General features: G+C 52.2%; 18 protein-coding genes. 6 read left to right on the top strand and 12 right to left on the bottom strand.

Annotation, left to right across the window (positions count from 1 at the left end; genetic code table 11):
• Positions 1–99: 99 nt before the first annotated feature.
• The 9 genes from ACTJJJ_RS03385 to ACTJJJ_RS03345 all read right to left on the bottom strand — a co-directional run bounded on the left by ACTJJJ_RS03385 (position 100) and on the right by ACTJJJ_RS03345 (position 12311).
• Entirely contained in the window at positions 100–1056 is a 957-nt protein-coding gene (locus tag ACTJJJ_RS03385) for an FAD:protein FMN transferase (protein WP_229221648.1), read from the bottom strand.
• A 77-nt stretch (positions 1057–1133) separates the two neighbouring features.
• A complete protein-coding gene (locus ACTJJJ_RS03380; RefSeq protein WP_229221651.1) occupies positions 1134–2351 on the bottom strand; it encodes a Gfo/Idh/MocA family protein in 1218 nt (405 codons plus the stop codon).
• Between the two features lie 157 nt (positions 2352–2508).
• Positions 2509–3843, bottom strand: coding sequence for a hypothetical protein (locus ACTJJJ_RS03375; protein ID WP_188930653.1), 1335 nt, complete (start codon positions 3841–3843; stop codon positions 2509–2511).
• The gene (locus tag ACTJJJ_RS03370; RefSeq protein ID WP_188930656.1) at positions 3830–4414 is read right to left on the bottom strand and encodes an RNA polymerase sigma factor; all 585 of its coding nucleotides are present in this window, start codon (positions 4412–4414) and stop codon (positions 3830–3832) included. Before ACTJJJ_RS03370 ends, ACTJJJ_RS03375 begins: the two co-directional genes overlap by 14 nt.
• Before the next feature lie 47 nt (positions 4415–4461).
• The gene (locus ACTJJJ_RS03365; RefSeq protein ID WP_188930658.1) at positions 4462–5397 is read right to left on the bottom strand and encodes a hypothetical protein; all 936 of its coding nucleotides are present in this window, start codon (positions 5395–5397) and stop codon (positions 4462–4464) included.
• 10 nt (positions 5398–5407) lie between these two features.
• A complete protein-coding gene (locus ACTJJJ_RS03360; protein ID WP_188930660.1) occupies positions 5408–6031 on the bottom strand; it encodes a hypothetical protein in 624 nt (207 codons plus the stop codon).
• 19 nt (positions 6032–6050) lie between these two features.
• Positions 6051–6725, bottom strand: a complete 675-nt coding sequence (locus tag ACTJJJ_RS03355) for a hypothetical protein (protein ID WP_188930662.1) — start codon at positions 6723–6725, stop codon at positions 6051–6053.
• Positions 6726–6888: 163 nt separating this feature from the next.
• The gene (locus ACTJJJ_RS03350) at positions 6889–9024 is read right to left on the bottom strand and encodes a fibronectin type III domain-containing protein (RefSeq protein WP_188930669.1); all 2136 of its coding nucleotides are present in this window, start codon (positions 9022–9024) and stop codon (positions 6889–6891) included.
• A 149-nt stretch (positions 9025–9173) separates the two neighbouring features.
• Positions 9174–12311: a heparinase II/III domain-containing protein gene (locus tag ACTJJJ_RS03345; RefSeq protein WP_440701428.1), complete on the bottom strand. Its 3138-nt coding sequence runs from the start codon at positions 12309–12311 to the stop codon at positions 9174–9176.
• 275 nt (positions 12312–12586) lie between these two features.
• Here ACTJJJ_RS03345 and ACTJJJ_RS03340 point away from each other — a divergent pair, with 275 nt between their 5' ends.
• Genes ACTJJJ_RS03340 through ACTJJJ_RS03325 form a run of 4 tightly spaced genes read left to right on the top strand, consistent with a single transcriptional unit; the run spans position 12587 to position 17846 of the window.
• Positions 12587–14719 (top strand): PVC-type heme-binding CxxCH protein, encoded by a 2133-nt coding sequence (locus tag ACTJJJ_RS03340; protein WP_440701427.1) that lies wholly within the window; start codon positions 12587–12589, stop codon positions 14717–14719.
• A 27-nt stretch (positions 14720–14746) separates the two neighbouring features.
• Positions 14747–15100 (top strand): high-potential iron-sulfur protein, encoded by a 354-nt coding sequence (locus ACTJJJ_RS03335; protein ID WP_188930680.1) that lies wholly within the window; start codon positions 14747–14749, stop codon positions 15098–15100.
• A 13-nt stretch (positions 15101–15113) separates the two neighbouring features.
• Positions 15114–16889 carry an amidohydrolase family protein gene (locus tag ACTJJJ_RS03330; protein WP_188930682.1) on the top strand — a complete coding sequence of 592 codons (1776 nt, stop codon included), beginning with the start codon at positions 15114–15116 and terminating at the stop codon, positions 16887–16889.
• A gap of 9 nt (positions 16890–16898) precedes the next feature.
• Positions 16899–17846: an amidohydrolase family protein gene (locus tag ACTJJJ_RS03325; protein WP_229221652.1), complete on the top strand. Its 948-nt coding sequence runs from the start codon at positions 16899–16901 to the stop codon at positions 17844–17846.
• 54 nt (positions 17847–17900) lie between these two features.
• On the opposite strand, the gene ACTJJJ_RS03320 is transcribed toward ACTJJJ_RS03325, so the two are convergent.
• Complete coding sequence (locus ACTJJJ_RS03320) at positions 17901–19364, bottom strand: Gfo/Idh/MocA family protein (protein ID WP_188930684.1); 1464 nt, start codon at positions 19362–19364, stop codon at positions 17901–17903.
• 204 nt (positions 19365–19568) lie between these two features.
• On the opposite strand from ACTJJJ_RS03320, the gene ACTJJJ_RS03315 reads away from it, so the two are divergent.
• Positions 19569–20087 carry a hypothetical protein gene (locus tag ACTJJJ_RS03315; RefSeq protein ID WP_188930686.1) on the top strand — a complete coding sequence of 173 codons (519 nt, stop codon included), beginning with the start codon at positions 19569–19571 and terminating at the stop codon, positions 20085–20087.
• A gap of 30 nt (positions 20088–20117) precedes the next feature.
• On the opposite strand, the gene ACTJJJ_RS03310 is transcribed toward ACTJJJ_RS03315, so the two are convergent.
• Positions 20118–20984 carry a helix-turn-helix domain-containing protein gene (locus tag ACTJJJ_RS03310; protein ID WP_188930687.1) on the bottom strand — a complete coding sequence of 289 codons (867 nt, stop codon included), beginning with the start codon at positions 20982–20984 and terminating at the stop codon, positions 20118–20120.
• Positions 20985–21146: 162 nt separating this feature from the next.
• On the opposite strand from ACTJJJ_RS03310, the gene ACTJJJ_RS03305 reads away from it, so the two are divergent.
• Complete coding sequence (locus ACTJJJ_RS03305) at positions 21147–22043, top strand: phytanoyl-CoA dioxygenase family protein (RefSeq protein WP_188930689.1); 897 nt, start codon at positions 21147–21149, stop codon at positions 22041–22043.
• Between the two features lie 124 nt (positions 22044–22167).
• Here the strand turns inward: ACTJJJ_RS03305 and ACTJJJ_RS03300 are convergent, their stop codons facing one another.
• Positions 22168–24363, bottom strand: a complete 2196-nt coding sequence (locus ACTJJJ_RS03300) for a phosphocholine-specific phospholipase C (RefSeq protein ID WP_188930691.1) — start codon at positions 24361–24363, stop codon at positions 22168–22170.
• Positions 24364–24403: the final 40 nt, after the last annotated feature.

Here is a 24403-nt window from a genome sequence, read left to right as displayed (position 1 = left end):
ATAACAATGTTACAATGAATTTGATAGGTATCCGCGATAATCGCCGGAAATAGTAGCGATAACGTTCTCGGAACCAACACCGCAGGTCCCCATCGGCCGTCAGCGGTCGGCCTTCGCAACGACATATCGCCCGAAACCGGCTGATGCTGTATCTGCGACGGTGCCATCTGGCTGCCGGTAAATAAAATAGGCCTGCATGTCCGGACGGCGGTTCAGAATTTCAAACGCACCGTTGATGCCTGCGGCGAGCAACGCGTTGTCGAAGCCGTCGGCGGTGATCGCGTCGGGCGCCACTACGGTCGCGCTGATGATCTCGCGCTGCACGGGGAATCCGGTTTTAGGATCGATAATGTGAGAAAGGCGTATGCCGCCCGATTCCCTGAATTTACGGTAGCTGCCCGATGTCGTAACGGCACCATCGCCAATGCTGATCACTTCGCGGATCACCGGCGCGTCAAATCCGGTGACGGAAGGTGTTTCGATACCAATCTTCATCGGCTCATTGTCAGGCAGTTTCAGGCCTTTCGTTCGGATCTCCCCTCCCACTTCCACCATGTAATTGGAAATGCCGCGTGCTTCCAGGAACCCGGCGACCACATCCACCGAATAGCCCTGGGCGATGCCATTCACATCGATTTGTACACAAGGGATGGTTTTCAAAAGCCTGCGGTCCCGAACCTGCAATTTATCCGAGCCTACGCACGCGAGGATTTCCCGAACGGTAGCACTGTCGGGCATTGTATCTGTCGGTTTTGCTCCGAAGCCCCAGGCTCGTACGAGCGGGTACACGGTAATGTCGGAAAGCCCGCCTGTCTGGCAGAAAATCTCCATGGACTTTTCAACAACACGTGCCAGGTGCCCATCCATTTCAATGCTTTTCTGCGAGGCATTGAACCGGTTGATCAGCGAGCCGGACTGGTAAATAGAAAGCGACGCATCGAGGCTTTTGAAAATACTGTCGATCTGCGTTTTATTCACCAACTCACGGTCGGCGTACCAGGTAATAGCATAGGTCGTCCCCTGCGCCTGCCCGGCGATCCGATAGGTCTCCTGCATTAAAGGAAGGTGTAATGCACTCATTGCCAAGCACATTATCACCAACAAAGATCTTACACAAAGCCACCCATGCTTCATCAGGCGGAATATTCAGGCTTCCAATACTGTACTTTTTCGGTGTCGGCAGCGGCGTTGCCCATATGGATGGCGATCGAGCCGTCGCGGCCGGTTTCGACGTTGGAAACCGGCTCCTTTTTGTTCCTTACGCATTCGGCGAAGTCTTTCAATGCAAACACGGTCGGTTCCAGCTGCGCTTCGCCGGGCTTCCCGAACTTCACTTCCACGCCCGTACCCTGGGTCGTTACGGCAATGGTAGCGCCGGTAACACCGTCCACCACCCCTTTGGCATTGTTGGTTGTTTCAGGGTAAATCAATGCCTTGTCCCGAAGAATTTCCACGGTGGCCTTATCGCCGAGAATGCGAATGCTGTAACCATTATACGCGTTGGAAAGTACCGAGGTCACGCTCGCTTTCACGCCGTTGGGATAGTCGTAAACGGTACGGATGTTGTCATAAGTATCCCGACCATCCTTCCAGTAATTGATACCGCCCAGGCCGACTACCTTGACGGGCCGACTGTCGGTGAGATAATTGACGACGTCGATCTCATGCGCACAAAGCTCCGAGAGCGGGCCGCCGCAATATTCGCGGTACATGCGCCAGTTGATCGCCCGCTCCATTTTCGGGTCCTTGACAGGAAAGCGCCAGTTCGAATTACGGTTGTACTGGCATTCGAAATGCGTGATCTTGCCCAGCCAGTTTTCCTTCATAATCTCCTTTACCCTGTGATAAAGGCCGTAATACCGGTATTGATACCCGATCTGAAAAACCAAACCCGATACTTTCACTTTTTTCACGAGGTCGATAGCCTGCGGGATGTCGTAAGTCATCGATTTTTCGAGATAAATGTGCTTTCCGGCCTGCAATGCGGCAACGGCCATTGGATAATGCAGGTAAAGCGGCGTGGCAATCACTACGGCGTCGATCGATTTATCGTCGAGCAGCTTACGGTAATCGGTGTAGCCTTTGGCATTTTTTGCGGCGAGACTCAGGCCTTTTTGCAGGTTTTCGGGGATAATGTCGCAACAGGCAACCAGGTCATAATCCGGCATTTCCCGGATCAGCGTCGCCAGGCCGGCACCCCGCGACCCGGTGCCGATGATCCCCAGCCGGATCTTGTCCGCCGACCCAATGGCCTTCGCGAATGCGGGGGTAAAAGCGCTGGTCAGGCCCGCTCCTGCCATAGCGGCAAGGCCTGTTGTAATAAAATTTCTTCTCGTTGTCGATTGGGTCATGATTGGGGATCGTCGGTTTGGTCAAGAATGATTTACGGGCACGTGCCCGTAAATGTAAGTATTTTTTAATCAGATCGAAATGGCTCGGCGGGAGAAAAAAATTCAGGACATAAAAAAGTCCCGGCAGTGTGTTACCGGGACTTTACCTGTGGGTGATTCAGGGCCTCACAAAGCGAAGCCCGGCCGATATCCCCACACGGTATGGCTGATAGTAGAACGGGTTTTGGGTACCTTTGACCTTCACCGGGCTGAACTCGGCATAGGGCCCGATGCTGAATGCCGTGTTGCGGCTGAGGGCAAATTGCTTTCCTAATCCCAGGCTGACCCACCCGAGGCTTTGGCTGCTGTTCAAATCATGCGAATATTCCGCACCGAATGCCGCAAAGAACCTGCTGACCGGCGAATGTCCCCAGCGCAACTGTCTTGTAACGCCAATACCGAGCATCGAAAATTTCCGGTTTTCCTCTATTCTGTCGCCTTGGCGAACCGTTTGATATTGCCCTTTATCATCAGGTTTGACGAGGTAGTTGTCGTTCGCGATTTCGTAGGAATACGTTTGCCGGAAGTTGCTGAAATGCAATTGCAGCTGGATACCGTTCCGCTCCACGCCTCCGCTTAGCTTATAACCCATAGATCGCGCCGTGAATAGCGACGGAAAGCTGAAATTCTGAAAATCTTTCGCTGCCGACGATGGCACGGTCAATATCTGATAAGAGTGTAGTTCCGCGGCATTGAATAGCCAGGCAATGCGCGCCGGATTGGTCACGATGACCTTGGCCGGTTTGTACACCGGTGCCACAACGCCGCGCAAATGCAGCGGGATCTCCGCTTGCGTTAAGGGCATCGCATCCAGTTCTTCCAGCGCAGCCACATGCAGGGCCGAATCTGCCACCACTGATATTTCATCGGCCGATGCGGCCTGCATTTCGTCGAAAACCGAACCAGAACCGATCTGGCCTTCCGTTACCTGACTGCCATCGGCAAGCGGTAAACTTTCATACCTGCTTACAGTGGCGCCCCCGATGTTCCCGGAATGCGAGCGATGTACCTTCGCTGCCGGTTTGCTACCCAGGTCTTCCACAAAAACATTTTTAACTACCCGTTCAGACCGCGGATCCGGTACTTTCACTGCCAGTTTCAGCGGCTGCGACGCGCGACCCGGCGTTTCTGCAACGGTATTCGCCGACGTTCCTGCGGGGCTTGCCGTGTGAGGCTCCGTCGATGCCGGTTGGTTTGCTGCGTGCGCGCGTACTTTGTCCGGAACCCCGAACGGCGCGCTGAGTTGGCCGGCATAGCGGCTGAGCAAGATTCCGGAGACCGAAATCAAGACCAGTGCGCCGGTGAACCACCAATATCTTCCCGTGCGTGCAGGCTTTACGCGGGCGCGTATGCGATCGAGCGCGGTTGGGTTGGGCTGCTCCTCATAGTCATCAAATTTGCGTTTGAGGACGTCGCGCAGCGCTTCGTTGAATTTGTCCTCAGAAGTTTTCATGATGCACTATTCCTTTTAGTTCCAATTTTTTCATTAGCAGGTTACGTCCTCTCATAAACTGCGACCGGGCCGTGGCGTCCGACATGGACAGCATATCACCAATTTCGGTGTGTGTATAGCCGTCGATCAGGTGCAGGTTGATCACCGTCCGGTACTTATCCGGCAGCTCGTTGATAAGGTCCAGCAGGTCACGGACATTCATCTGATCGATCATGCGCACGTAATCGTCCGATTCCACCTGCCATTCCACGCCGTCGAGTGGGCTGTGGAGTTCCTCGCGCCGGGTTGTCCGGTTATAATAGTTGATGGCCGTCCGGATCACCGTCACTTTCACCCAGCCGTCCACCGCTTCGGGGTCTTTCAGGTCGTTGATGCTGTTAAAAATCTTAACAAATGCATCCTGGAAAATATCGTCAGCCTCCGCCACTGTCCGGGCATAACGCCGGCAGATACCCGTCATCCGGGCTTTGTATCGCTCGTAAAATACGGTCTGCGCCCTCGGGTCCTGCTGCTGGCAGGCCTTGACGAGGCTGGCGACGCTGTCGTATTTTTTAGAGAGAAAGAATTTCATCAAGGGGACGTTGGCTCAGGAGTAACTTAAACTTACTTAAATACTATTTATTTATATAATAATACAGTGTAACTTTTATTCAATACATTGAAATCCTTGTCAAAATAAAACTCGCATTTAGAAATGCCGCCGACGGTTACGGTGATGTAATAGCTTGTGAGCCCATTGACATGGTTGACCAGCTTCTTTTCGTACTCATAACCTGCGAGTTCGGGGAGGCTATCAAGATATTGCTTTATTTCGACCGGAACTGTTTCCAGATTAGAGTTGGTGGTGAGATTACCCAAGCTCGAAAAAAACGTGCTGCTCCACCTGAGCTTGCCTTTGTCGTCGAACAGCATCGATAGCGGTTCGAACTGGTTGCCGATCCTCTTGCGAGCGAAGACATGATAGCGCTTCGTGTCATCCATTCGTACCCACGTATAACCCATTACAAACCCCAAATCCGGTATGGCAGCAATCGTGTCCTTCACAAAACCGGGCAGGTCATTAATCTCGTAGGTTGTGATTCTGTAAAGGACCGGATCAAACGACGCCGAGCTATTTGAATTAGGAAATTCCCCTTCCCACCGGAACGAATAATTCTCTCCTTTAAAATTGTAAATCAGTTTGTTCTTGGTCGTCGTTGCGAAATAGGCCGTGGAGTAAGCCGACAATACACCGTCACCTAATGCCGTCTTTTTCAGCGATTCCTGCAAAGTCTCGGGAACGCCACCCTGCATTACCTTAAACGTCTCCCACATTTTACCATGATCCACCAGCGACGAATAACGATCTGCCTCCGATTCCAGTTTTACTTCCCAAACCCTGTCTTCGAGCACAGGCTTAAAAACCAGGTTTTCACCTTTTGGAAATTTATCTTTCACCACATCGACAACCATTTGCGGGATGACCTTGCTTGGGTCCTCCGGTCGCAGGTCGTTCAGGTTATTGCAGCTATACAGCAGGAACGCGAGAACGACTATCTGAATGAGGGGTTTCATGATTCGGGGTTCAAAAAACTACGTAATAAACTCTGTGTCCTTCGGGAGTTGGTCGCGGGTAACGCCACATTTGTTTTAATAGAATTGTGGTGACTGCTCCATTCTCCTCATAGGTAAACCGCATCGTGCCGGATTGATGATTTAAGTATGTGGTTTCGGTATCCCTGATCACATGGTAGCCCGACGCATCCATCGTAAGTTCCAAGCCCGATTTAAGGAACGGAACCCAGCCCTGGCCCGAATCAGTCTTGATGACCAGCCTATTATTTGTCGCGTCCCAGTTATATTTCATATTGGATCCCCACAAAAATTTCAGATTTAAATTAAAGGTCCGGGCATACCCGCTGATTTCGGTATTCGGGAACTCATTCCCGCCGTAGTAAAAAACATATCCGTCGCCGAACTGCAAAAATACCGATTTGACAAACCAACTTTGGTAAACAGAGTCTCTCGAAATAAAAGCGGTGTCGCTGCCTTTCACAGAGTACCATTCCGCAACCTGGTAAACATTCTTAATGAGAAACGGCATCACATCTTCTTCCTGCAAAACCGGTTCAGGCGGCACCACTTCTTTCTTTTTCGAACATCCGGCCAATACTCCCAACAACACAACACAGGCAAACAAATATCTCATTCTGCTAACTATCAATTATTTAAGGAAAAACAACATACTTGGCACTGACCTGCTGCCCCGGTTCGCGGTAGTACTGGTACATGGGTTTCATGGTTATTTTATAAGTGACTTTACCCAGTTTCGGATCGTCGTCCTCGAAAATAAACCGCATCCTAGGCTTGACGACTGCTTTTTTTGCCTGCTCCAATGACATTTTCACATTGAAACTTGCCGGTTCGAGGTAGCCTTTTTTGCCCGGGACGATCATTGGGAAATAGGAGGTTGTCCGCATCGTCTCGACGCCCAGCGTGCCCTTCTCCTCATCCCATTTAAGATCCATTTCCGTGGGCAGAAAAATCCGGATATTGAGGTTGAACGTGAGTGCATTACCGGGAATCTCCGTATTGGGGAACTGGCTCCCGCCGCCGTGAAACATAATCTGCCCTTCTCCTTTGCTGATGTAGAAGTGCAGGAATGCGGCATTGGCATAAAGTTTCAGCAGCGTGTCCGCCTTGAACATGTCCACCGAATCCTTCCCGGCAAACCGCCAGGCGTCGGTAATGTAGAACGAGCCTCTTGAGAGCCAGGCCGAAACGGTATCGCGATCGAGGCGAACAGGCTCGGGTTCCGGATCGTGCGACGGATCATTTTTCGAACAGCCGAACTGCCATGTTACAAGCAACAGGAAACAACCTATGGATAATAATCTTTTCATAACCGGTGCCTGATTAATGATCGGATAGCTGCGTTTCGCGCTTCCCATAGCAGAGACACGAATGCCCGTTTCAAACGTGGCGATCGTCAAAGATTTTTTTCAATTTTAAACAAAAAAGCATTGCAACCTGAGCTGCAATGCTTCAAAGATCATCAAAGACATGCTATTTTTCTGAAAAATAAACCCTTACGTCGGGGTGCATCGTGTAAAACCGCCATTGCTGGCCGTCGAACAACGGAAATCCGCTCGATGAATCGTTCCCCACGATCGGGTTTCCCGCGTATTTCTTCCAATGGACCAGGTCTTTCGAAACGGCTACATTCATCGTCCATTCGCGCCAGTCTTTGAAAGCCGACGCGTGGTAATAGGCGTAATAAAGGCCTTTATACTGAATGATCTTGTTGAACGCGACCGCAAATGCGTCGTACTTTTCCGGGCCGGCATTCAGTACCGGCTCGTCCTGCACGTTCGTCCAGGTTTTCAGGTCTTTGCTGGTTGCGAGCCACACGGCGGCATCGTTCCGTTCGTAGAAGAGATACCAAATGCCCTTTTCCTTCCAGATCGCCGGCGTACCGTACGGGCCTTTGTTAAGCGGCGATCCGTTTTTGAGGCGGATGTCGATGGCTCCCCGGTCCTTCCAGTGAATGCGGTCGGTTGAAGTGAGCAAATGTGCAATGTCGTTTTTGCTCTCGGCGAACATGTAATAGGTGTTCCCCTCCTTTAACACAGACATATCCTCCACCCATAATGTCGTGTGAATGGGATTTTTCGGGTGGCGGGCCCATTTCAGGCCATCGTCGGAGGTGGCCAGCCCGAGGTATTTCATGCTGTCGCCCTTGGCTTTCGTATAGCCGGTGTACCACATGTAATATTTGTTGCCCTCGCGCAGGATGTACCCGCGTTCGCGGATCTTTTCGTCCCAAGTCTTCGGATCGCCCGTTCCTTTGAAAACCGGATTACCCGCACGGGGCTTGAACCGGACGATTTCGGCCGGGAATTCTTCGGTTGCAGTTGCAGGAATGCGCTCGACAATCCGGTTGATCTTTCCGTTTTGTTTAACCAGGTCAAATGCGTCGTAAAGCTCGCCGGTAGCGGTGTAGGTGTCAAACGAAAGCTTTTCACCCTCGACATTTACCACATGGAAAAGCTGGGTGTACATGGCCGAACGGTCGATCCAAGCAGCCCGATCGATGTTCGAATCCGTCATTTTCGGCCCGCTTACGGACACCACATACATCGTTCCCGACTGCGCACCTTTCTCGGTCATGGGAATATTCACCATGCCGCGGGCGTAAGTGTGGTCATGGCCTTGCAGTACGAGATCGACCTTGTAACGGTCGAACAACGGCTTGAAAGTCTCACGCATACGCTTGTTGTCGCGCGTGGTTTTGGGGGAGAAAATCGGGTGGTGAAAAGTAATCACCGTCCATTTGTTAGGATTGTTTTTCAAAATGCCTTCCAGCCATTCTTTCTGCACCTGCGTCCATTTCTCCGACACATCTACCTGATCCGAGTTTAACGAAATGAACCTTACTTCTTGAACGTCTGCATAATAGCAAGTCTCTTCCAAGCCTTTCGGGCCGTTCTCGGGCAGTGTAAACTGCGGCCGCCAGAATACCGACGTTGTATTAATTCCCTCCGGCGTATCGAAATGATCGTGGTTGCCGGGTGTCGGGAAGGCGGGGATCATGGAGTGGATGAAGCCTCCGCCCCGGAACCAGTCGCCCCATTCGGCGTCGCGGTTCGCTTTGTTGATCAGATCGCCCGCATAGATGGCCAGGCGCGCGTCGGGCGCTTTCGCGTACGCCTCACGTGCCACGCGTGACCACAGCGAGGAGATATTGACCTGAACATCACCATAGTAAATAAACGACAGTTTCTGGTCGCTCGTACCGGCGGTCGTGAAATGGATCCATTCGCTCCACCCTCCTTCCCCGCCCACCCGGTAGGCATATTTGGTGCCCGGTTGCAGGTTATCGAAGATTATCGAATGGTAATTGGCTGCCGGTGTATCCTCCCAGACCAGTTTTTGCGTGCTGGCTTTGTATTTTTTGGCCTTTGACACGAACCGCGGATCGGCCTCTGCCACCGCGATTTCGGCAAAACTTTCCGACACAGTGTCGGAAGTTCGCCAATTGACCGCCATTGAAGTTGAAGGATCGGCGGTAACGTTGAGTACAATGCGGTCGGGTTCGACTGTGGGGGCATAGCGATCCGTATTTTGCGCCGAAACAGCCAGTGCCCACAAGGCCAATGTGCCTGTTGAAATAACTTTTGAAATACTGTTTTTGAAATACATATTAAAGCCGGGCAGAGCCGAACAAGGTTGGAATGTCACCCTGATATACTGTTTTTTTGAATTGGAATACTACCCCAAAAATCAATAATATCATCACAAACCACGCCTGCCCCGGCATGTCCGGTTGCCTCAGAGGCACTTAACAAGCCTTAACGCTCCCAGGAGAATCTCGCTTTGATCCCGACGCGATCGCCGACACCGATGTTCGAAATCCAGACATCCGCGCCATCGGCCGGGATTCCATCCATTTTATCCACCGGTTTTAATGCATTATCCGCAACCGCTTTCAGGATTCCTAATGGCTCAAATTTCTCGTTGAGCACGGTCGCGCCCGTGTATAAGGGCGCGAATGGAAGGTTGGTGTCGGTTACCAGTGAGTCCGGCGAATTATGCACCGTATGTACTTTCCCGATCAGCAAATCGTCTTCCGCTTCGATGGTCAGGACACTTCCTGTTATCGACGCTGATTGAATGGGGTGCTCGGTTTTGCGGAGCGCATTTGCGAAATGCGCGATCATTCCCGGCTGGATATTTTCCACCGTTCCCTTCTCCAAAGCGACTGATATGCGGCGATTTCTCACATCCACATTCGTCACAATACCGGTTAATGCCGCAGCGCGGAATGTTTTGTTTTTGACTTTCAAATAACTACCGTCACTGAAAAACACCCGCGATGGCACGCCGCTCGGGTCAAAGCTGACCACCGCAGCATGTGCGTCCGTCTCGATCTGATAGCCGGCAATGCTCTTCCGGGCATTTGTCGTATCACTTACGATCACGTCCGTCGCACCATTTCGGACCACCTCCACAGCTGCCCCGTGCGTTACCGCCAGTTTCTTCAATGTGTTAATCAAGGGATTATTCTCTAAAAACGGCTCCATTATTCCAATGAAAGTGCTTTTCAAAACCTCATTACCAACCGACTTACGCCTTGTAATGACGTATTTCAAAAGGTGGTCCTTCGCCCGCGGCTTATTCCATGCGTCGGCTATGACGATTTCCTGACCGGATTGCGGCATAATATGGATCCTGACCTTCGCATTTTCGTCCGAAACATGGCTGTACGTCAGCGTAGTTCTATCCCCATTCAATTTCTGAACATTGAAAAGGTATTGATAACCAGACCCTTTGTAATTCCAATAGCTGCCCTTATAACCTGCAACGCCCATTTTACTATCATCATAAATATCCCCGAATGCTACGTCGCGGCCCGCCAGGGTTCCGGGCTGTTTTGGAGTCCATTTGCCTGTTGCGATCATCTTCCCCGGCGGGCCATGCAATGCGTAATCGTGCCGCCCGCCGCCTGCTACCCTGAAAAAATCGACCACATAACTGCGCGCGCTGTCCACATCGACCATGATCAGGTTACGACGGTGGGCACTTGTTTGCGGATAGGTGGCCGACGAAGCGTCCATCGACCGGGCGAAGGGACCTTCGGCAAAGTCATACAGCACGCCGTGGACGTTGTTGACTTGCCTCTGTGCATCCACGACCACCGTATTATGTGCAACCGAATTGAACGACCAGGTGTAAACTTCTTTCACATATTCGTTCATCGCGTCGGGATAGCCGAGGTCGGGGATCATCTTCTGTCCGTTGGCGAACAGCTCGAAATTCAGGAAATCCCAATGGTAATGCGTGCCTTTGAAGCCATAATTGAATGTCAATGCGACTGCGTCGGAGCGGTTGTTCAGAATACCCATCCCGTAACCAGCCAGCAAATGCGACGGGCGCTCAGGCAACGCGCGGCCATTTGCAAGCGGCTTTACATCGGGCAACACATCGCGGAAAAGCGATTCGAAAGTTGAAAATGAATGCGGCCCCACCTTGCCCGCGGGCGCAAGCCATGCCAGATAGCGCGGATCGCGGTAGGCACCATAACCCACCTGGTACACATCCGGGTCCTGCCCTACCAGCGTCCCAAGTACCGAACCGCTATCCCCGATCCCTGGTGTAATTTTCCCTATTGCGACCATTTCCAACGGGCTATTCATCAGCGCGCGGAGCCGCGGCTCGCCGAAAAGATCCGTACCGCCGGTGCGCAGCATATCCGCAAAACGGGTGATTTTCTGCACCGTCAGTAGATTGTAATCCGGCGCTTCGAGCGGCTGGCCATCGCGAAAGATCATGTTATACAATGCATACCTCAACCCCGACTGCACACGGCTCTCGCCGGGCTCTTCCACGAGCATGCGGAGGTACTTTTCGGTGCCCATGTGCTGCCTGGCCAGCAAAATATACAGCAACGCGATCTGGTGCATGCCGTAGTTGCCCTGGATTTTACGCTCCATATAGGCGTCCACCGCATCTTCCAGCACATTGGCTTCGATGAAAGCGCGTATTTGCTCGCCGGTTCTGCCGGTTGCTTGTTGCAGGTCTGCGTCGCTATCAATACTGTCCCACACCGCGTCGTACGCTTCCGCCGCATTCTGGATAAGGCTCGTCTCCCAGATCAGGTTCAGGATCTTGCCATTGTAGGTGTGGCCCTTCATCTTTTCCATCAGCCCGTACCGCGACTGGTTGGCATGGTCCATCGAAGGATACACCTCCCCTAGCCGATACAGCATTACCGCCGCCTTGTGCGCATAGCGCTTGTCGCCCGTGAGCAGGTAGGCGTGCGCGAGGTCGGCGAATGCAGGCTCGATATGCCCTTTCCACATCCATTGGTTGGCATAGGCCACAAACCAGTACCATTCGCCATCCGGTGCGATCCAACCCCAGCCATCGTCGGCAAACTTCCGGTCGAGGCCTGTTTTATCCTTAAAACCGCCTTTGTAATAAGCCAGGTAATCGTTCGAAGGAAAAACCTGGCCGTCGATCGGCGATTTTACCTGTAACGGATGGTCGGGATCGACGAACCACGGGTAAAAGCCACCAACTTTGAAAACCGTATCACCGTGGACCGGGCTGCCTTTCGGGTTCAGGTCGAAAGCGCGGGGCACGCGCGCGTCGGGCATGAGCGCGATGATGGCGGAATCGGGACGTTCGAGCCACGGATCGGCGGCTTTCAATATCTTGTCGCGGACCTCGCGGGCCGCTTCATAATGCAGCATATTCATGCGCGCTTTACGAATATCCGCTTCCCGGTAGATTGTACGGGCTGTTTTAAGCGGGAAATGGGGCGTTCGTTCCGCAACGGGCACAAATGGCGGAATGATGAGGTGATCGCCGGCCAAATTTAACGCCGTCTGCCCGAGCGTCTGCAACGGAAGCACGGTTAGCAATGCGATAATACATTTGCGGAAAGTTCGGAAGATCGCTTCCATAAAGTGAACCGTATCACTCATTTTTGTTGACATAAAAATTTCATAAAAAGGATCTTCTCCTCGCAGTGGGCTTATATTAATCTACTTCAATTCTTGTAATGGGAAATCAGTGTGCAGAACTCACACAATTTTCCAATAATTTTTTGTAAACTAAAATATTTTATTTTCGTAAACTTTTTTTGTTCAAAATATTCTTTTCCCAAACTGTAAATTGATAGATTTGCTTGACGGCCGTCCGATTTCTATCTTGGTATAAATTCGGGCACGTACACGCGAAATCCTAAACACTTAATGTAATGAGGCAGTTGAAATCACTCGGAGTAGCCGTGATGGTATTGTTTTCCGCTCACTCCCTGGCGCAGAAACGCTACTCCGATGCCCTTTCCCCCACCGAATCGGCGCGGACGTTCCAACTCCGTGAGGAATTTAGTATCGAACCCGTCGTTACCGAGCCCGATGTACTCTCACCCGTGGACCTCGTCTTCGATGCTTCCGGGAATGCATTTGTGGTCGAAATGGGCGACTACCCCTATGACGCTCAGCCGGGGCGTTTCAAAGGACGTATCCGCCTTTTGAAAGATACCAATGGTGATGGTAAGATCGATAAGTCGTATGTTTTTGCGGATGGCCTGCCAAGTGCGACGAGCGTTTTGCCTTATAAAGACGGCATCATTGTCTGCGCTGCGCCTGATATTCTGCTCCTGCGCGATACGAACGGCGATTTCAAGGCAGATACCCGCGAGCTGCTTTTCACGGGCTTTTTTGCCAAAAACTCCGAGGCCCAGATCACGAGCCTTCGCTATGGCGTCGACAACTGGATTTACGCCAACAACAGCGGCCAGGCAGGGACGATTACCTCGCCGCTACGCCCTGACGCGCCCGCGCTAAACGTCGCGGGCGGCAATTTCAGGTTCAGGCTCGATAAAACGCGTTTCGAGGTGGAATCCGGGAGCGGGCAGTTCGGGCTGGCCATGGACGAATGGGGCCATCGTTTTTATACCCAAAACACATTGCACATACAGCAATCGCCGATCGCCTGGCGGTATCTGCACCGGCATAACTACCTGCCTTCGTTCCGAAGCGACGTGAACATCTCGGACCACGAGCTCGAAATGTTTCAGAAATCGGGCACGCCCTATTGGCGTCAGCAGCGCAGCGACCGCAGGCAAGCCAAATACGATTCCCTGAAAACGGGTTTCACCGAATACGCCCGCGACCATTTCACCGGCGCGTCGGGCGGGACTTTCTATGGCGGCGACGGTTTTCCGAGGGCATTCCAGGGTTCTATTTTTACCGGAGAAGTGGCCGGAAACCTCGTCCATCGCGACGTGATCCATACCTCAAGCGGCTCGCCAGCATTCTCGGCCGTTCGTGACACCGGGGAAAAAGACCGCGAATTTCTGGCCTCGACCGATTCGTGGTTCCGTCCGGCTAACCTTGCCACCGGCCCGGAGGGTTACCTTTACGTAGTCGATATGTACCGCCAGCACATCGAAACACCCGTTTCGATCCCCGAAGACCTCAAAACGGATATGGACTTTGCCAACGGCGAGCAGTATGGCCGCATTTGGCGAATATTTCCCAAGGAGGGCCAAAAACGCCCGGTCCTGTTGCCGGATTTACGCACCAAAACCGCTGCCGAACTCGTGTCGCTGCTCGAACACCCCAACCAATGGTGGCGGCTGAATGCCCAGCGCATGTTGGTTGAAAGACAGGACAAATCCGTCAATACCGTTTTACAGCAAATGGCTATCGCACATGCAGATCCGAGAACCCGCCTCCATGCGATTTACACGTTGGAGGCACTTGGCGGATTGGATGAAACGCTCGTTAAGAAAGCATTGAGCGACGCCCACGCAGGCGTGCGCGAACACGCGATCATTCTGGCAGAACAATACCCTTCCCTGCTCTCCGAAATTGTCCGCGCCATGGATGACAGTTCGCCGCAAGTAGCGTATCAGGCCGCGCTAAGTGCAGGGCAATCAGACAAAAAAGAGGTATTGCCCGCACTGGCAGCGTGCGCGGAGAAACATTCCGATAATGCGTCCTATCGGCTGGCCATACTGAGCTCTAACGCCGGCTCTTCGCCCGAACTAATGCCATTGCTGGTCGGCAAGGGTACATTCTTCGGCGCATCTGCGGCCGGTAAGCTGAAATTCATCGAAGAATATGCGTACGTCTCCGGGGCGCGAAACGGGAGGAACGACATTGCCTCATTACTGAATGTGATCCAAACTCCCGTCGTCGCCGCCGATCCGCAATGGGCTGTGGCGGCGTTGACAGGACTTACCAAAGGCATCAAAAAATCCTCCAACAAAATGGAGCCGGAAAAAGGCATTGCCAAATCCCTTGAAAAACTCGAAAAACACACTACAGAGGCCGTCAGGAAACAGGCCGCCGAGGTAAAGAAGGCACTGAATATCAATTAGATTTATATCGTCAACCACCAGTATTGTATGAATAACCTCGCCAACAGGAGAATGTTCCTTCGCCAATGGCTCGCATTGAGCGGTGTGGTGACGCTCGCAGGATGCGCCGGATCCAAAAAAGCACCGGTGGCCCAATCAGGCGCGTCCAAAAATACCCCGGCTACTGACCCTTGCAGCGACCTGACGAGCGTCGATCCGGTCGATGTGCAAAAGCGCAAATCGCTCGGTTACACGAACAAATCGCCCCTGCCCGACAGCCAATGCGACAATTGTAAATTATGGGTTCCGGTCAAAGAAGGGCAGGAATGCGGGGGCTGCCTGCTTTTTACGGGGCCTGTAAACCCCGCAGGGCATTGTACTTACTGGGCTCCACAAGTCTAAAACGATACCGCTTATGCCGCAGCCGCCATTTAACCGCCGGGATTTCTTAAAAGCCAATGCCGTTCTGGGGCTTGGTTCGACTGTTTTTTCAGGATTTATCGGGGAAGATCCGCAGGTATCCAGGGAGAGCCAGGAAATATTTTCTGATGGAAATGCTGCTGAGGGGCGGTTGTATTTTGACGGGTTCACCCGGATCGGGCCGCGGAAGTACAAGCATCCGGCAGAGAAATGGAAGCTGGACGATTTGTTGAAAGACATGGACCAATGCTCGATTTCGGCTGCGCTCGTCGCTTACACGCAATCCGTCAATTACGACCTGATGTATTCCAACCTGGAACTGAGCCGGATGATCAAGCCCTTTCCGCACCTGTTTCCGATCTGGAATGTAATGCCGCACCAGACGGGCGAGTTTCCCGAGCCAGCCGGTCTTGGGAAATTAATGGCCGAGCACCATGTCAGGGCTATCAGTATTCATCCCAAAACCAATGCTTGGGACTGGAAAGCGCGCCACTGCACACCACTATTTGCGCATTTGAGCAAAAATAAAATACTTACGATCACTACCGCGAGTGAGCTGGGGGCCTGGGAAGATGTAGCGGAGTTTCTGGACCGTTACCCAACACTTCCCCTACTGATCACAGGCGCGTTTTGGAACGAGCAGCGATATCTGCTCCCGCTGGTGCAGCAGTGCAAGAACCTGCATATCAGTTTTGATAATTTTCAGATTAATGAAGGCCTGGAATACCTGCACCGTATCGGCTGTGTGGACCAGCTGATTTTTGCCTCGAACAGCCCTGCCATGGCGGCCGGTGCCCATCGGACGTACATTGATTATTCGGCCATTCCCGAGCCCGACCGCGCTAAAATAGCGGGTGGTAACCTGATGCGGTTGTTGAAGATCAGTTCAAAACCTGCGTTACGGGAAAACAAAAACGAGGATATTCTCATGCAGGCGGCACGCGCGGGCTCCCCCCTGCCGGTGCCCGTGATTGACATGCATATGCACATGCTGCACGAAGGCCTGAACGGCGGTGGCTGGACCTATCGCATGGAAAACGGAGGTCCGAAAGGCATATTCGCCACAGCGAAACGGCTGGGTTACCGGGGAGGCGGCATTATGAGCTGGAACGGCGTGGTAAGCCAGAATGCCGTTGCCGGCAACCCATGTACAGCCGAAGCGCTGGATGTTGCGCCGAAAGGATACTGGGGCCTGGCGACGTTCGATCCGAGCCATTACAGCCAGGAAGAGCTGCGTGCGATGATCGCCGAGGTGTACGCCGACAAGCGGTTTATCGGAATGAAACCCTACCAGTTTTATGGCTTCGAATATCACGATCCGGTGTATGATGTGTGGTGGGAATATGGTAATCAAAATAGATTTTACGGTTTGATCCACAACTCCCGCTCCGATTTGCTTGAAGTAGAGACCCTTGCCAAGAAATACCCTGACGTCCGCTGGATAATTGCGCATGCGGGTGGCAGCTACAAAATGGCCGATATGGCGATTGCAGCGATGAAAAAGTATCCGAATGTATTCGCCGAAATCACCCTGACGCCCGTCCCGCTTGGCGTGATCGAATACCTTGTAGCCGGTGCCGGTGAAAACCGCATCCTCTACGGCTCCGACCTGCCCATGCGCGACCCGCGCCAGCAGCTCGGGTGGCTGGTATTCTCAACATTGCCTTTGGAAGTCAAAAAGAAAGTGCTGGCCGAAAATGCGATGCACGTCATTAAACCCTGCCTCGACAGGCTACCGGAACACAACCGGCCTTCACTGACCTCAAAATAGATACCGCAAATGATGTCTAGCGCAAACAACTTGTCGAGAAGGGGGTTCCTGGCCGGTACCGGCGCAATGCTACTGGGTAATGCCTTCGGAGTGAAAGCATCCACTGCCGAACCGATCATCGACATTCACCAGCACGTTCATTACGCCGCGCGACCGGACGATGTGCTCCTAGCGCATCAGCGGGCAATGGGCATTACGCACACGATCCTGCTTCCCGCAGGAACGCCCGCGTTCGGGACTTCCACACATCAGGGAAAAACCAACGGCCTGCAAGCGCAATGCGCAGGTAATGACGCGTGTTACAGCATCGCGCAAAAATATCCGGGTGAGTTTACATTCGGTTCCAATGAGGTGCCCGACTTGTCTGACGCCGTTCAGGAAATTGAAAAATACCTGAAACTAGGTGGAAAGGTGATCGGCGAGTTGAAATTCGGGATGGATTGTGATTCGAAGGAAATGCAGCGAATTTACCAGTTGGCCGAGGCCTACGATGTGCCGGTGTTGATGCACTGGCAGTTCCAAATGTTCAATTACAATTTCGAGCGTTTTCCTAAAATGCTCGAAAAATACCCGAAAGTGAATTTTATCGGCCACGCACAGACCTGGTGGGCCAATATCGACAAAGATCATACGGACCAAAGCGTTCTTTACCCAAAAACGAAAGTTACGCCCGGCGGCCTCACCGACCGTTTGCTGAGCGATTATCCAAATATGTTCGGCGATATGTCCGCCGGCTCAGGTCTTCTCTCGATGACCCGCGACGAAGAGCACGCCCGCGAGTTTCTGGTTCGCCACCAGGACAAACTGCTCTACGGCAGCGATTGTGACGACCATATTGGCTCGGGAGAAAAGTGCCAGGGCACGCAAACCATCGCCGAGATCCGGAAACTGGCAGCCTCCAAAGCCGTTGAAAGGAAAATCCTTTATGACAATGCTCAAAAACTATTCAGAATATAACGGAAATGCCCTTCTGTTTTCGCAAAAGGGCATTTCCGTGAATCTATTATCCTACTAAACTCCCAGGCTCCACCCCTCGCGATAGTTCCGTTTCACCCACTGGTTCACGTCATCGAAGTTGGTCACCTTCATGTTTTTGTAATCCCAAAGCATTTTCAGGTTCGATCCCGGATAGTCGAATCCGTTACCGGTTGCCCGTGGTTTTGGCATGTCTGCTCCACGGATCGCGAGGTTCGCCATCAAAATCGCCTCCGTGAGCGGGCCGGCTTTTTCAAACGGCGAGCTGAGCTCCATCTTGCCATAGCCTGCGATACATCCCTCCACCCATTGTGCATAGTGGCCTTCGGCCGAACCAGGCACGCGTGCGAATTTTTGTTTCACCTTTACTTCCTCCATGCGCGAAAGCGGCAACAGGCGCGGATTAGCCGCATATTCGCTGGCCATCATTTTGCCTTTGGTACCTACGAAAAGGATACCGCTGTTGCCGTCGCCAAACAGTTCGTTAGGACCGAGTTCTTCCGGACGTTCCGGCTTAATCCCTCCATCCATCCAGTGCATGGTAACTTTACCTTTCGTCTTCGACGTTTTCGGGAATGTAAGGGTTGCATGGCTCGCCGGCGGGCAGCTATCAGGGAAAATGCCCCGCTTACCAAATGCGGTAAATACGCTGCTGACGCTCGCCTGCATGTCCAATGCATATTTCAGGTCCAGAATTCGGAAAGGCGCTTCCATCAGGTGGCAACCCAGGTCGCCGAGAGCGCCGGTACCGTAATCCCACCATCCACGCCAGCTTCCCGGGATCAGGTTGTCTACATAATCCTTATAAGGTGCCGTACCGAGCCACAAATTCCAATCGAGCTCCTTTGGAACGGGCGGTTTCTCGGTCGACCAGGGAATACCCTGTGGCCAGATCGGGCGGTTGGTCCAGATATATACAGTGTGCACATTGCCGATAACGCCGGCATCGTACCACTCGTGCAACTGTCGTACACCGTCGCCCGACGATCCCTGGTTCCCCATTTGCGTCACGACTTTGTATTTCTCTGCCGCTTCGGTGAGCATACGAGCCTCATAAATATCGTGCGTCATCGGCTTTTGCACATATACGTGCTTGCCGAGCTGCATGGCCCCCATGGCTACTACCGCGTGGGTGTGGTCGGGCGTTGAAATCGAAACAGCGTCGAAGTTTTTAGATTCTTTTTCAAACAGTTCGCGCCAGTCCTTGTAGTATTTGGCTTGCGGAAAGTTCTTAACGGAGGTGGCTGCACGTCTGTCGTCCACATCGCAGAGGTAGCCGATATTGGCCTTTCCGCTTTTAAAGAAATTGGCAATATCGGAGGTTCCTTTTCCGCCCGCGCCCACCGCTGCCACGGTAATTTTATCGCTTGGTGCAACATATCCTTTGCCCAACACGTGGCGCGGAACGATCATCAGGCCTGCTGCGGTACCTGCGGCCGCTTTAATGAAATCCCTCCGCGAAGAAGAAGGCTGCTCTTGAACGGTATTCTTTTTTTCCATGTACGTGATTTTTTGATTTAGGAAATGGACATACAGATTACAGGTACTTCACCTAAGTTTACTACTCGCCTAAGTACTTTTTTTTAAGTATTTACTCTGAATATTCCAATTAAGGCCACTAACCGGCTATTCGATTTCGATGAATACCGCAAAAACAACCGCCTTTTTTTCCTAACTTTTAAAAATCCTAAAACACCCCTTCCTATGAAAACACATTTCCGCTTCCGCACGGCGCATCTCTCTTTGCTGCTGACAGTCTGCACATTGCTCTTGCTTTCGTTGATCACCCGCTCCGACGTCGGTAAAGGCAAACTGGTTTACAAAACCGGCAGCAAATCTTTCGATATGAACATCAAATCGGCCTACTTCATCGTCGGGCCGGACGGTTTCGACAGCGGCAAGAAAATCCGCCGCCTGATTTTCACGACAAAAGCGCTCGACGATAAGATCAAATCGTGCGGCGCCATGAATTGTGTGGATCAATACATTGAAGGCATGCAGGTCGACCTCGACGCCGCACCGCGGCTGCTTTACTGGGTCAGCCTGAACAACCAGCTCGTACAATACTCGGGTACCGCACAAAACGAGTTCCTCACTTTAACCACCGATACGCCCGATCGCCTGGCCGGTACGCTGAAATTGGACCAGTCGGCCTCCGGCGGCCCGGTTGTGGATGTGACATTTGATGCGAAGCTCGTCAAGACGTTTGCGAAGGCCCGGTAGGTACTTTCCAAAGCCTAAAAGAATTACCATTTATACCGCGGTCTCGACAGTCCGGAATTGCTTGCGATAAGCCGCCGGAGTCATGCCGCCGAATTTACGAAACTGCCTGAAAAAGAAGGGGGGGCTCTCGTATCCGCATGCAAAACTGATTTCCGCCACCTGCAAATCGGTCTCGATTAGCATTTTGGAAGCCATGTTGATGCGGTACTCGTTGAGAAAAGTAAAAAGCGGCTTTTGCATGATCCGGCTGAAAAACCGCGAAAACGATTCCTCGCTCATATACACCAGGCCCGAAAGCGTTGCGAGCGTAATGCGTTCGGCATAATGCTCCCTGATGTAGTTGTAGACGGTGTTAATGCGCTGGTTGTCCTCGTAGTTGAGCGGATAGGCAAACCCCTGTTCGCAAAGGAAATGGATATTCTTCACGGCAGCCAGCAATTCCAGCACTTCAAGAAACCTGATCAACCGGGGAAATGGTTGCATTTCCAGCATTTCTGCCAGCATCGGTTTTACGCGTGCCGATACGTGCTGGTCAAAACGGATACCCTGCCCGGCCAATTGCAGCAAGCGTTTCACCGATTTAAACTCCTCCACATCCAGCCAGCCCCCGCCCATAAACCCGCCCGGCCATTGCACCACGATCGAACTCGCCGGACCCGGGCTATCCGGAGTATTCTTCCAGCAATGGGGCAGGTTCGGCCCCAGCAATACCAGATCGCCCGCCTCAAAACTCTCCATGCTGTTGCCCACATAGCGAATCCCTTCACTTCGTAAAATGACGGTCAACTCGTATTCCGGATGGTAATGCCAGGGAGCGTCAAACTCTGCCACCTCGTACCCGAATATGCGGAAAGAAGATTCGGGCATAGGCTGAAATGCTTCGTATTGTGCCTTCATAACGCTGAAACCGACATTTTATAACCTATTTAGTAGACATTGCAAATACTAACTTCAAAATTAATACAAAATAGGTTAGTTATTAATCAAAATCAGCAACCCCGTTAAAGGTTAACATCGCTCATATTTGTAATACTGAAACTAAACCCGAAACGAAAAGTTATGGAAGTTGCAACAGGAGATCTTTCCAGATACCACGAGTTGATAGCGGATTTGTTCAAGCAGCCCACCAGCCGGGAGGAGTGGGAACAATACCGCCTCAGCGATGAGCAGGTGGCTTTTTTTCACGAAAACGGCTATCTGTCCAACATCAAACTGCTGGAAGACTGGCAGGTGGATGTACTGAACGAGGAACTGGTGTCGGCAACCGATCCGGCCAACCCAAGTCACCATTTATACTACGAGTTCCATTCGAATGAATCGGTCGATCCCAATGCAGTGCTTTTGCATGCTCTTGGTGCCTGGCGCGTGACAGAAGGCTTCCACGATGTACTTTGGAACCCGGCTTTCGTGATGGCGGCCAGCCAGTTGCTCGGCAATAAAGCGGTGCGGTTCTGGCACGATCAGCTGTTTTGCAAACCGGCGCGACATGGTGGAGTGGTGGCATGGCACCAGGATTACTCCTACTGGACACGCTCCGTTCCAATGCAGCACCTTACCTGCTGGACCGGCCTGGACGACTCGCTCGTCGAAAATGGTTGCCTTTATTATGTTCCCAAAAGCCACCGCTGGGGGTTGCTTGACAAGCCCGAACTGGCCGGCGACATGGAAGGGCTCATGCAGTACCTGACCGAAGACCAAAAAGCGGAGTTCAAACCCATCCCGATCGAAATGAAGCGTGGCCATGGAACATTCCACCACCCGCTAATGGTCCACGGATCGTATGAAAACCGCTCGGAGCGCTCACGGCGCGCATTTGTGCTCAATGTTTTTGCTGACGGTACAATGTCGGACACCAACGGTACATTGCTCGACGGCGTGCCTGCCATTCCGAAAGGAGAAAAATTAAGCGGGCAGTTTTTTCCACTGCTTTTCAACGCAAAACGCTACTATTCCTAAACCTGATTGATTATAACACACGCTGCAAAATAGGCTATCCACCGGGTAGCCTATTTTGTGTTTACGGCCTGGCGTGCGCGTTGCGAAAAAGGGATTTTTTACTAAAAGATTTCCTTGGGGCATTTCAAATCTCTGTGGCCATGCCCGGATCACTGATGCCATGCCTGCCGGTTTCGATCCTTCCGGCAAAACGGCGCTGGAATTCGCCTTTGGACCTAAACTGAACGGTAAGATCATACCAGTTTCCCTGGTTACCACATGCCCATTCCCTGACGACTTTTCCATCAGCCGGGATGTTGATATTTACAGATTCAGATTGATCATAAAAATCAATTACCGACAGCTCAACACCGGATTTTGCCGGGTTTTGTAATTCCAAACGGACTATGCTTTTCCGGTGGTCATAGCTAACCTTTACTTCCGGTTCGTCACTGGTACTACTCCCCGAGAATCGTTGGAAATAGCCATTCGGCCCGAATACTTCCAATGCGTAATCCCCCGAATCGGATGCGAGTGTCCATTCATCTGAAAGTGATTTCCCCGCTTCCACCGTGTAACGCCTCGGGATCCGATCGAGGTGTTTGAGGTCGTATACGTGAAACACGGCCCCGACGGTGCCCTTATTTTCAAAAAACAGTCCGATTTTATTTGAAACCACTTCTGCATACGTATGCAGGCGGTAAGGCAGTGCACGGGAGTAACGTGTACCTTTTTCCTGAAACAGCGGCCCGGGCAATTCAGGCGCTGTGGCTTTGGGAAGCAATTTCGATGCGTCTTCTATGCTGGCATAGTTGGTGGTGTCGGGTAATGCCGGAAAAACAGGGTCGTTTGGGTGAACAAAATCAAACGCCGAAGTGAGGTCGCTGCTTACCGAACGGTGCCAGGGACTAATCGCGGGGATGGTAATTTTGAATCGTTTTTCCAGAAACTGACCGACAGACGTATGATCGGCGACTGCGGAATCGACCCACCCTCCCTTGCTCCACGGAGAAATAATGTACATCGGCACGCGCGGCCCCATACCCCAGGGACGGATCGGGCCGGAAATCGTATCGCGCTTGTCCTGGTAAACACGCGTCCGCACCGGTCCGTCTTTTTTTCTGATCGCTTCATGAAAAGCGCTTGGAAACTCGGATGTGCCTTTGTCGTTGTTAAAATACATGCCCGCCAGGTCCATCGTCGACTTACCCGCCAATGTGCCGTCGGCATTATACGAAGGCACGGCCGGTGCAGGATGATGGTCGAAAAGCCCGTCGTTTTCGTCAAAAGTGAGGAAGAAAACGGTTTTGCTCCAAACCTCAGGATTGGAAGTAATGGCCGTCAAAACCTGATGTGTAAAATCGCCCCCTCGGTTGGGGCTCGACGGCCCGCTCGGGTGTTCCGAATTACTTTGAGACGGAAGAATCCAGCTTACCTGCGGCAAAGTATTATTTTTGACTTGCTCGGTCAGGTCTTTGATCGACCAGTGCTTCATGCCGTTTTCATAAACTGGCGACCCGGGTTTCGCATTACGGAAGCTTTCGAATGCCAGACAGCCGTGCATTGCGCCCGTCCAGTTATCGTTCGGGTCCTGATAAATGCGCCAGCTTACGCCAGCTTTTTGCAAAACATCGGGAATTGTGTCCCATTTGAATGCATTGCCCCGATAAATATAGCCGGGATCTGGCATCTTTCCCTCTACCCAGCAGCGCAAATTCACCGGCTCAGACTCGGCATCGGTACAATTGATGCCGGCCGCCCGTTTTTCCGGATCAAAGTTCGATCCGGACCAGAAAACGATCCGGTTGGGATCGGTACCTGTGGCGATGGAACAATGATAGGCATCGGAGATCGTGAACGATTCGGCCAATGCATATTGGAAGGGAATTTCCTCACGCGTATAATAGGCCATTGAATACGGCGTCTTGAACATCGGCCAGAAGCCATATTTGCCCTGGTTCCAGGCGGCCTGCGTGTCGGGAAAGTCATGCGGCGTGCCATTTACGAGCGCCGCGTTGACGGTCTTTTTATCTGCACGGTAGGGCGAGTATTCCCGCTTCCCGTCCGACTGCGTGAATGCACGCTTCCCGCTTTCGAGCGGAATAGGAAAGCGGTCGCCAAAACCCCTTACACCACGCATCGCTCCGAAATAGTGGTCGAAGGAACGGTTCTCCTGCATCAGGATCACCACATGCTGTACATCCTGAATCGTCTTGGTAGGACTGTACGCATTCACAGCCAACGCTTTACGGATCAACGGCGGCAACATGTTCAAAGCGGCCCCTGCACCTGCCGCGCCGGCAGACATCCTGAGGAATTTTCGACGATCTATTTCAGACATTTTTCCGGATCAATTTTTAAATCAAAAGACAAAACAGGGC

The sequence above is a fragment of the Dyadobacter sp. 22481 genome (assembly GCF_052044875.1).
Lineage (GTDB): Bacteria > Bacteroidota > Bacteroidia > Cytophagales > Spirosomataceae > Dyadobacter > Dyadobacter endophyticus.
The sequence above is the reverse complement of the archived record's forward strand: the minus strand, read 5'-3'. Positions and strand labels throughout refer to the sequence as shown.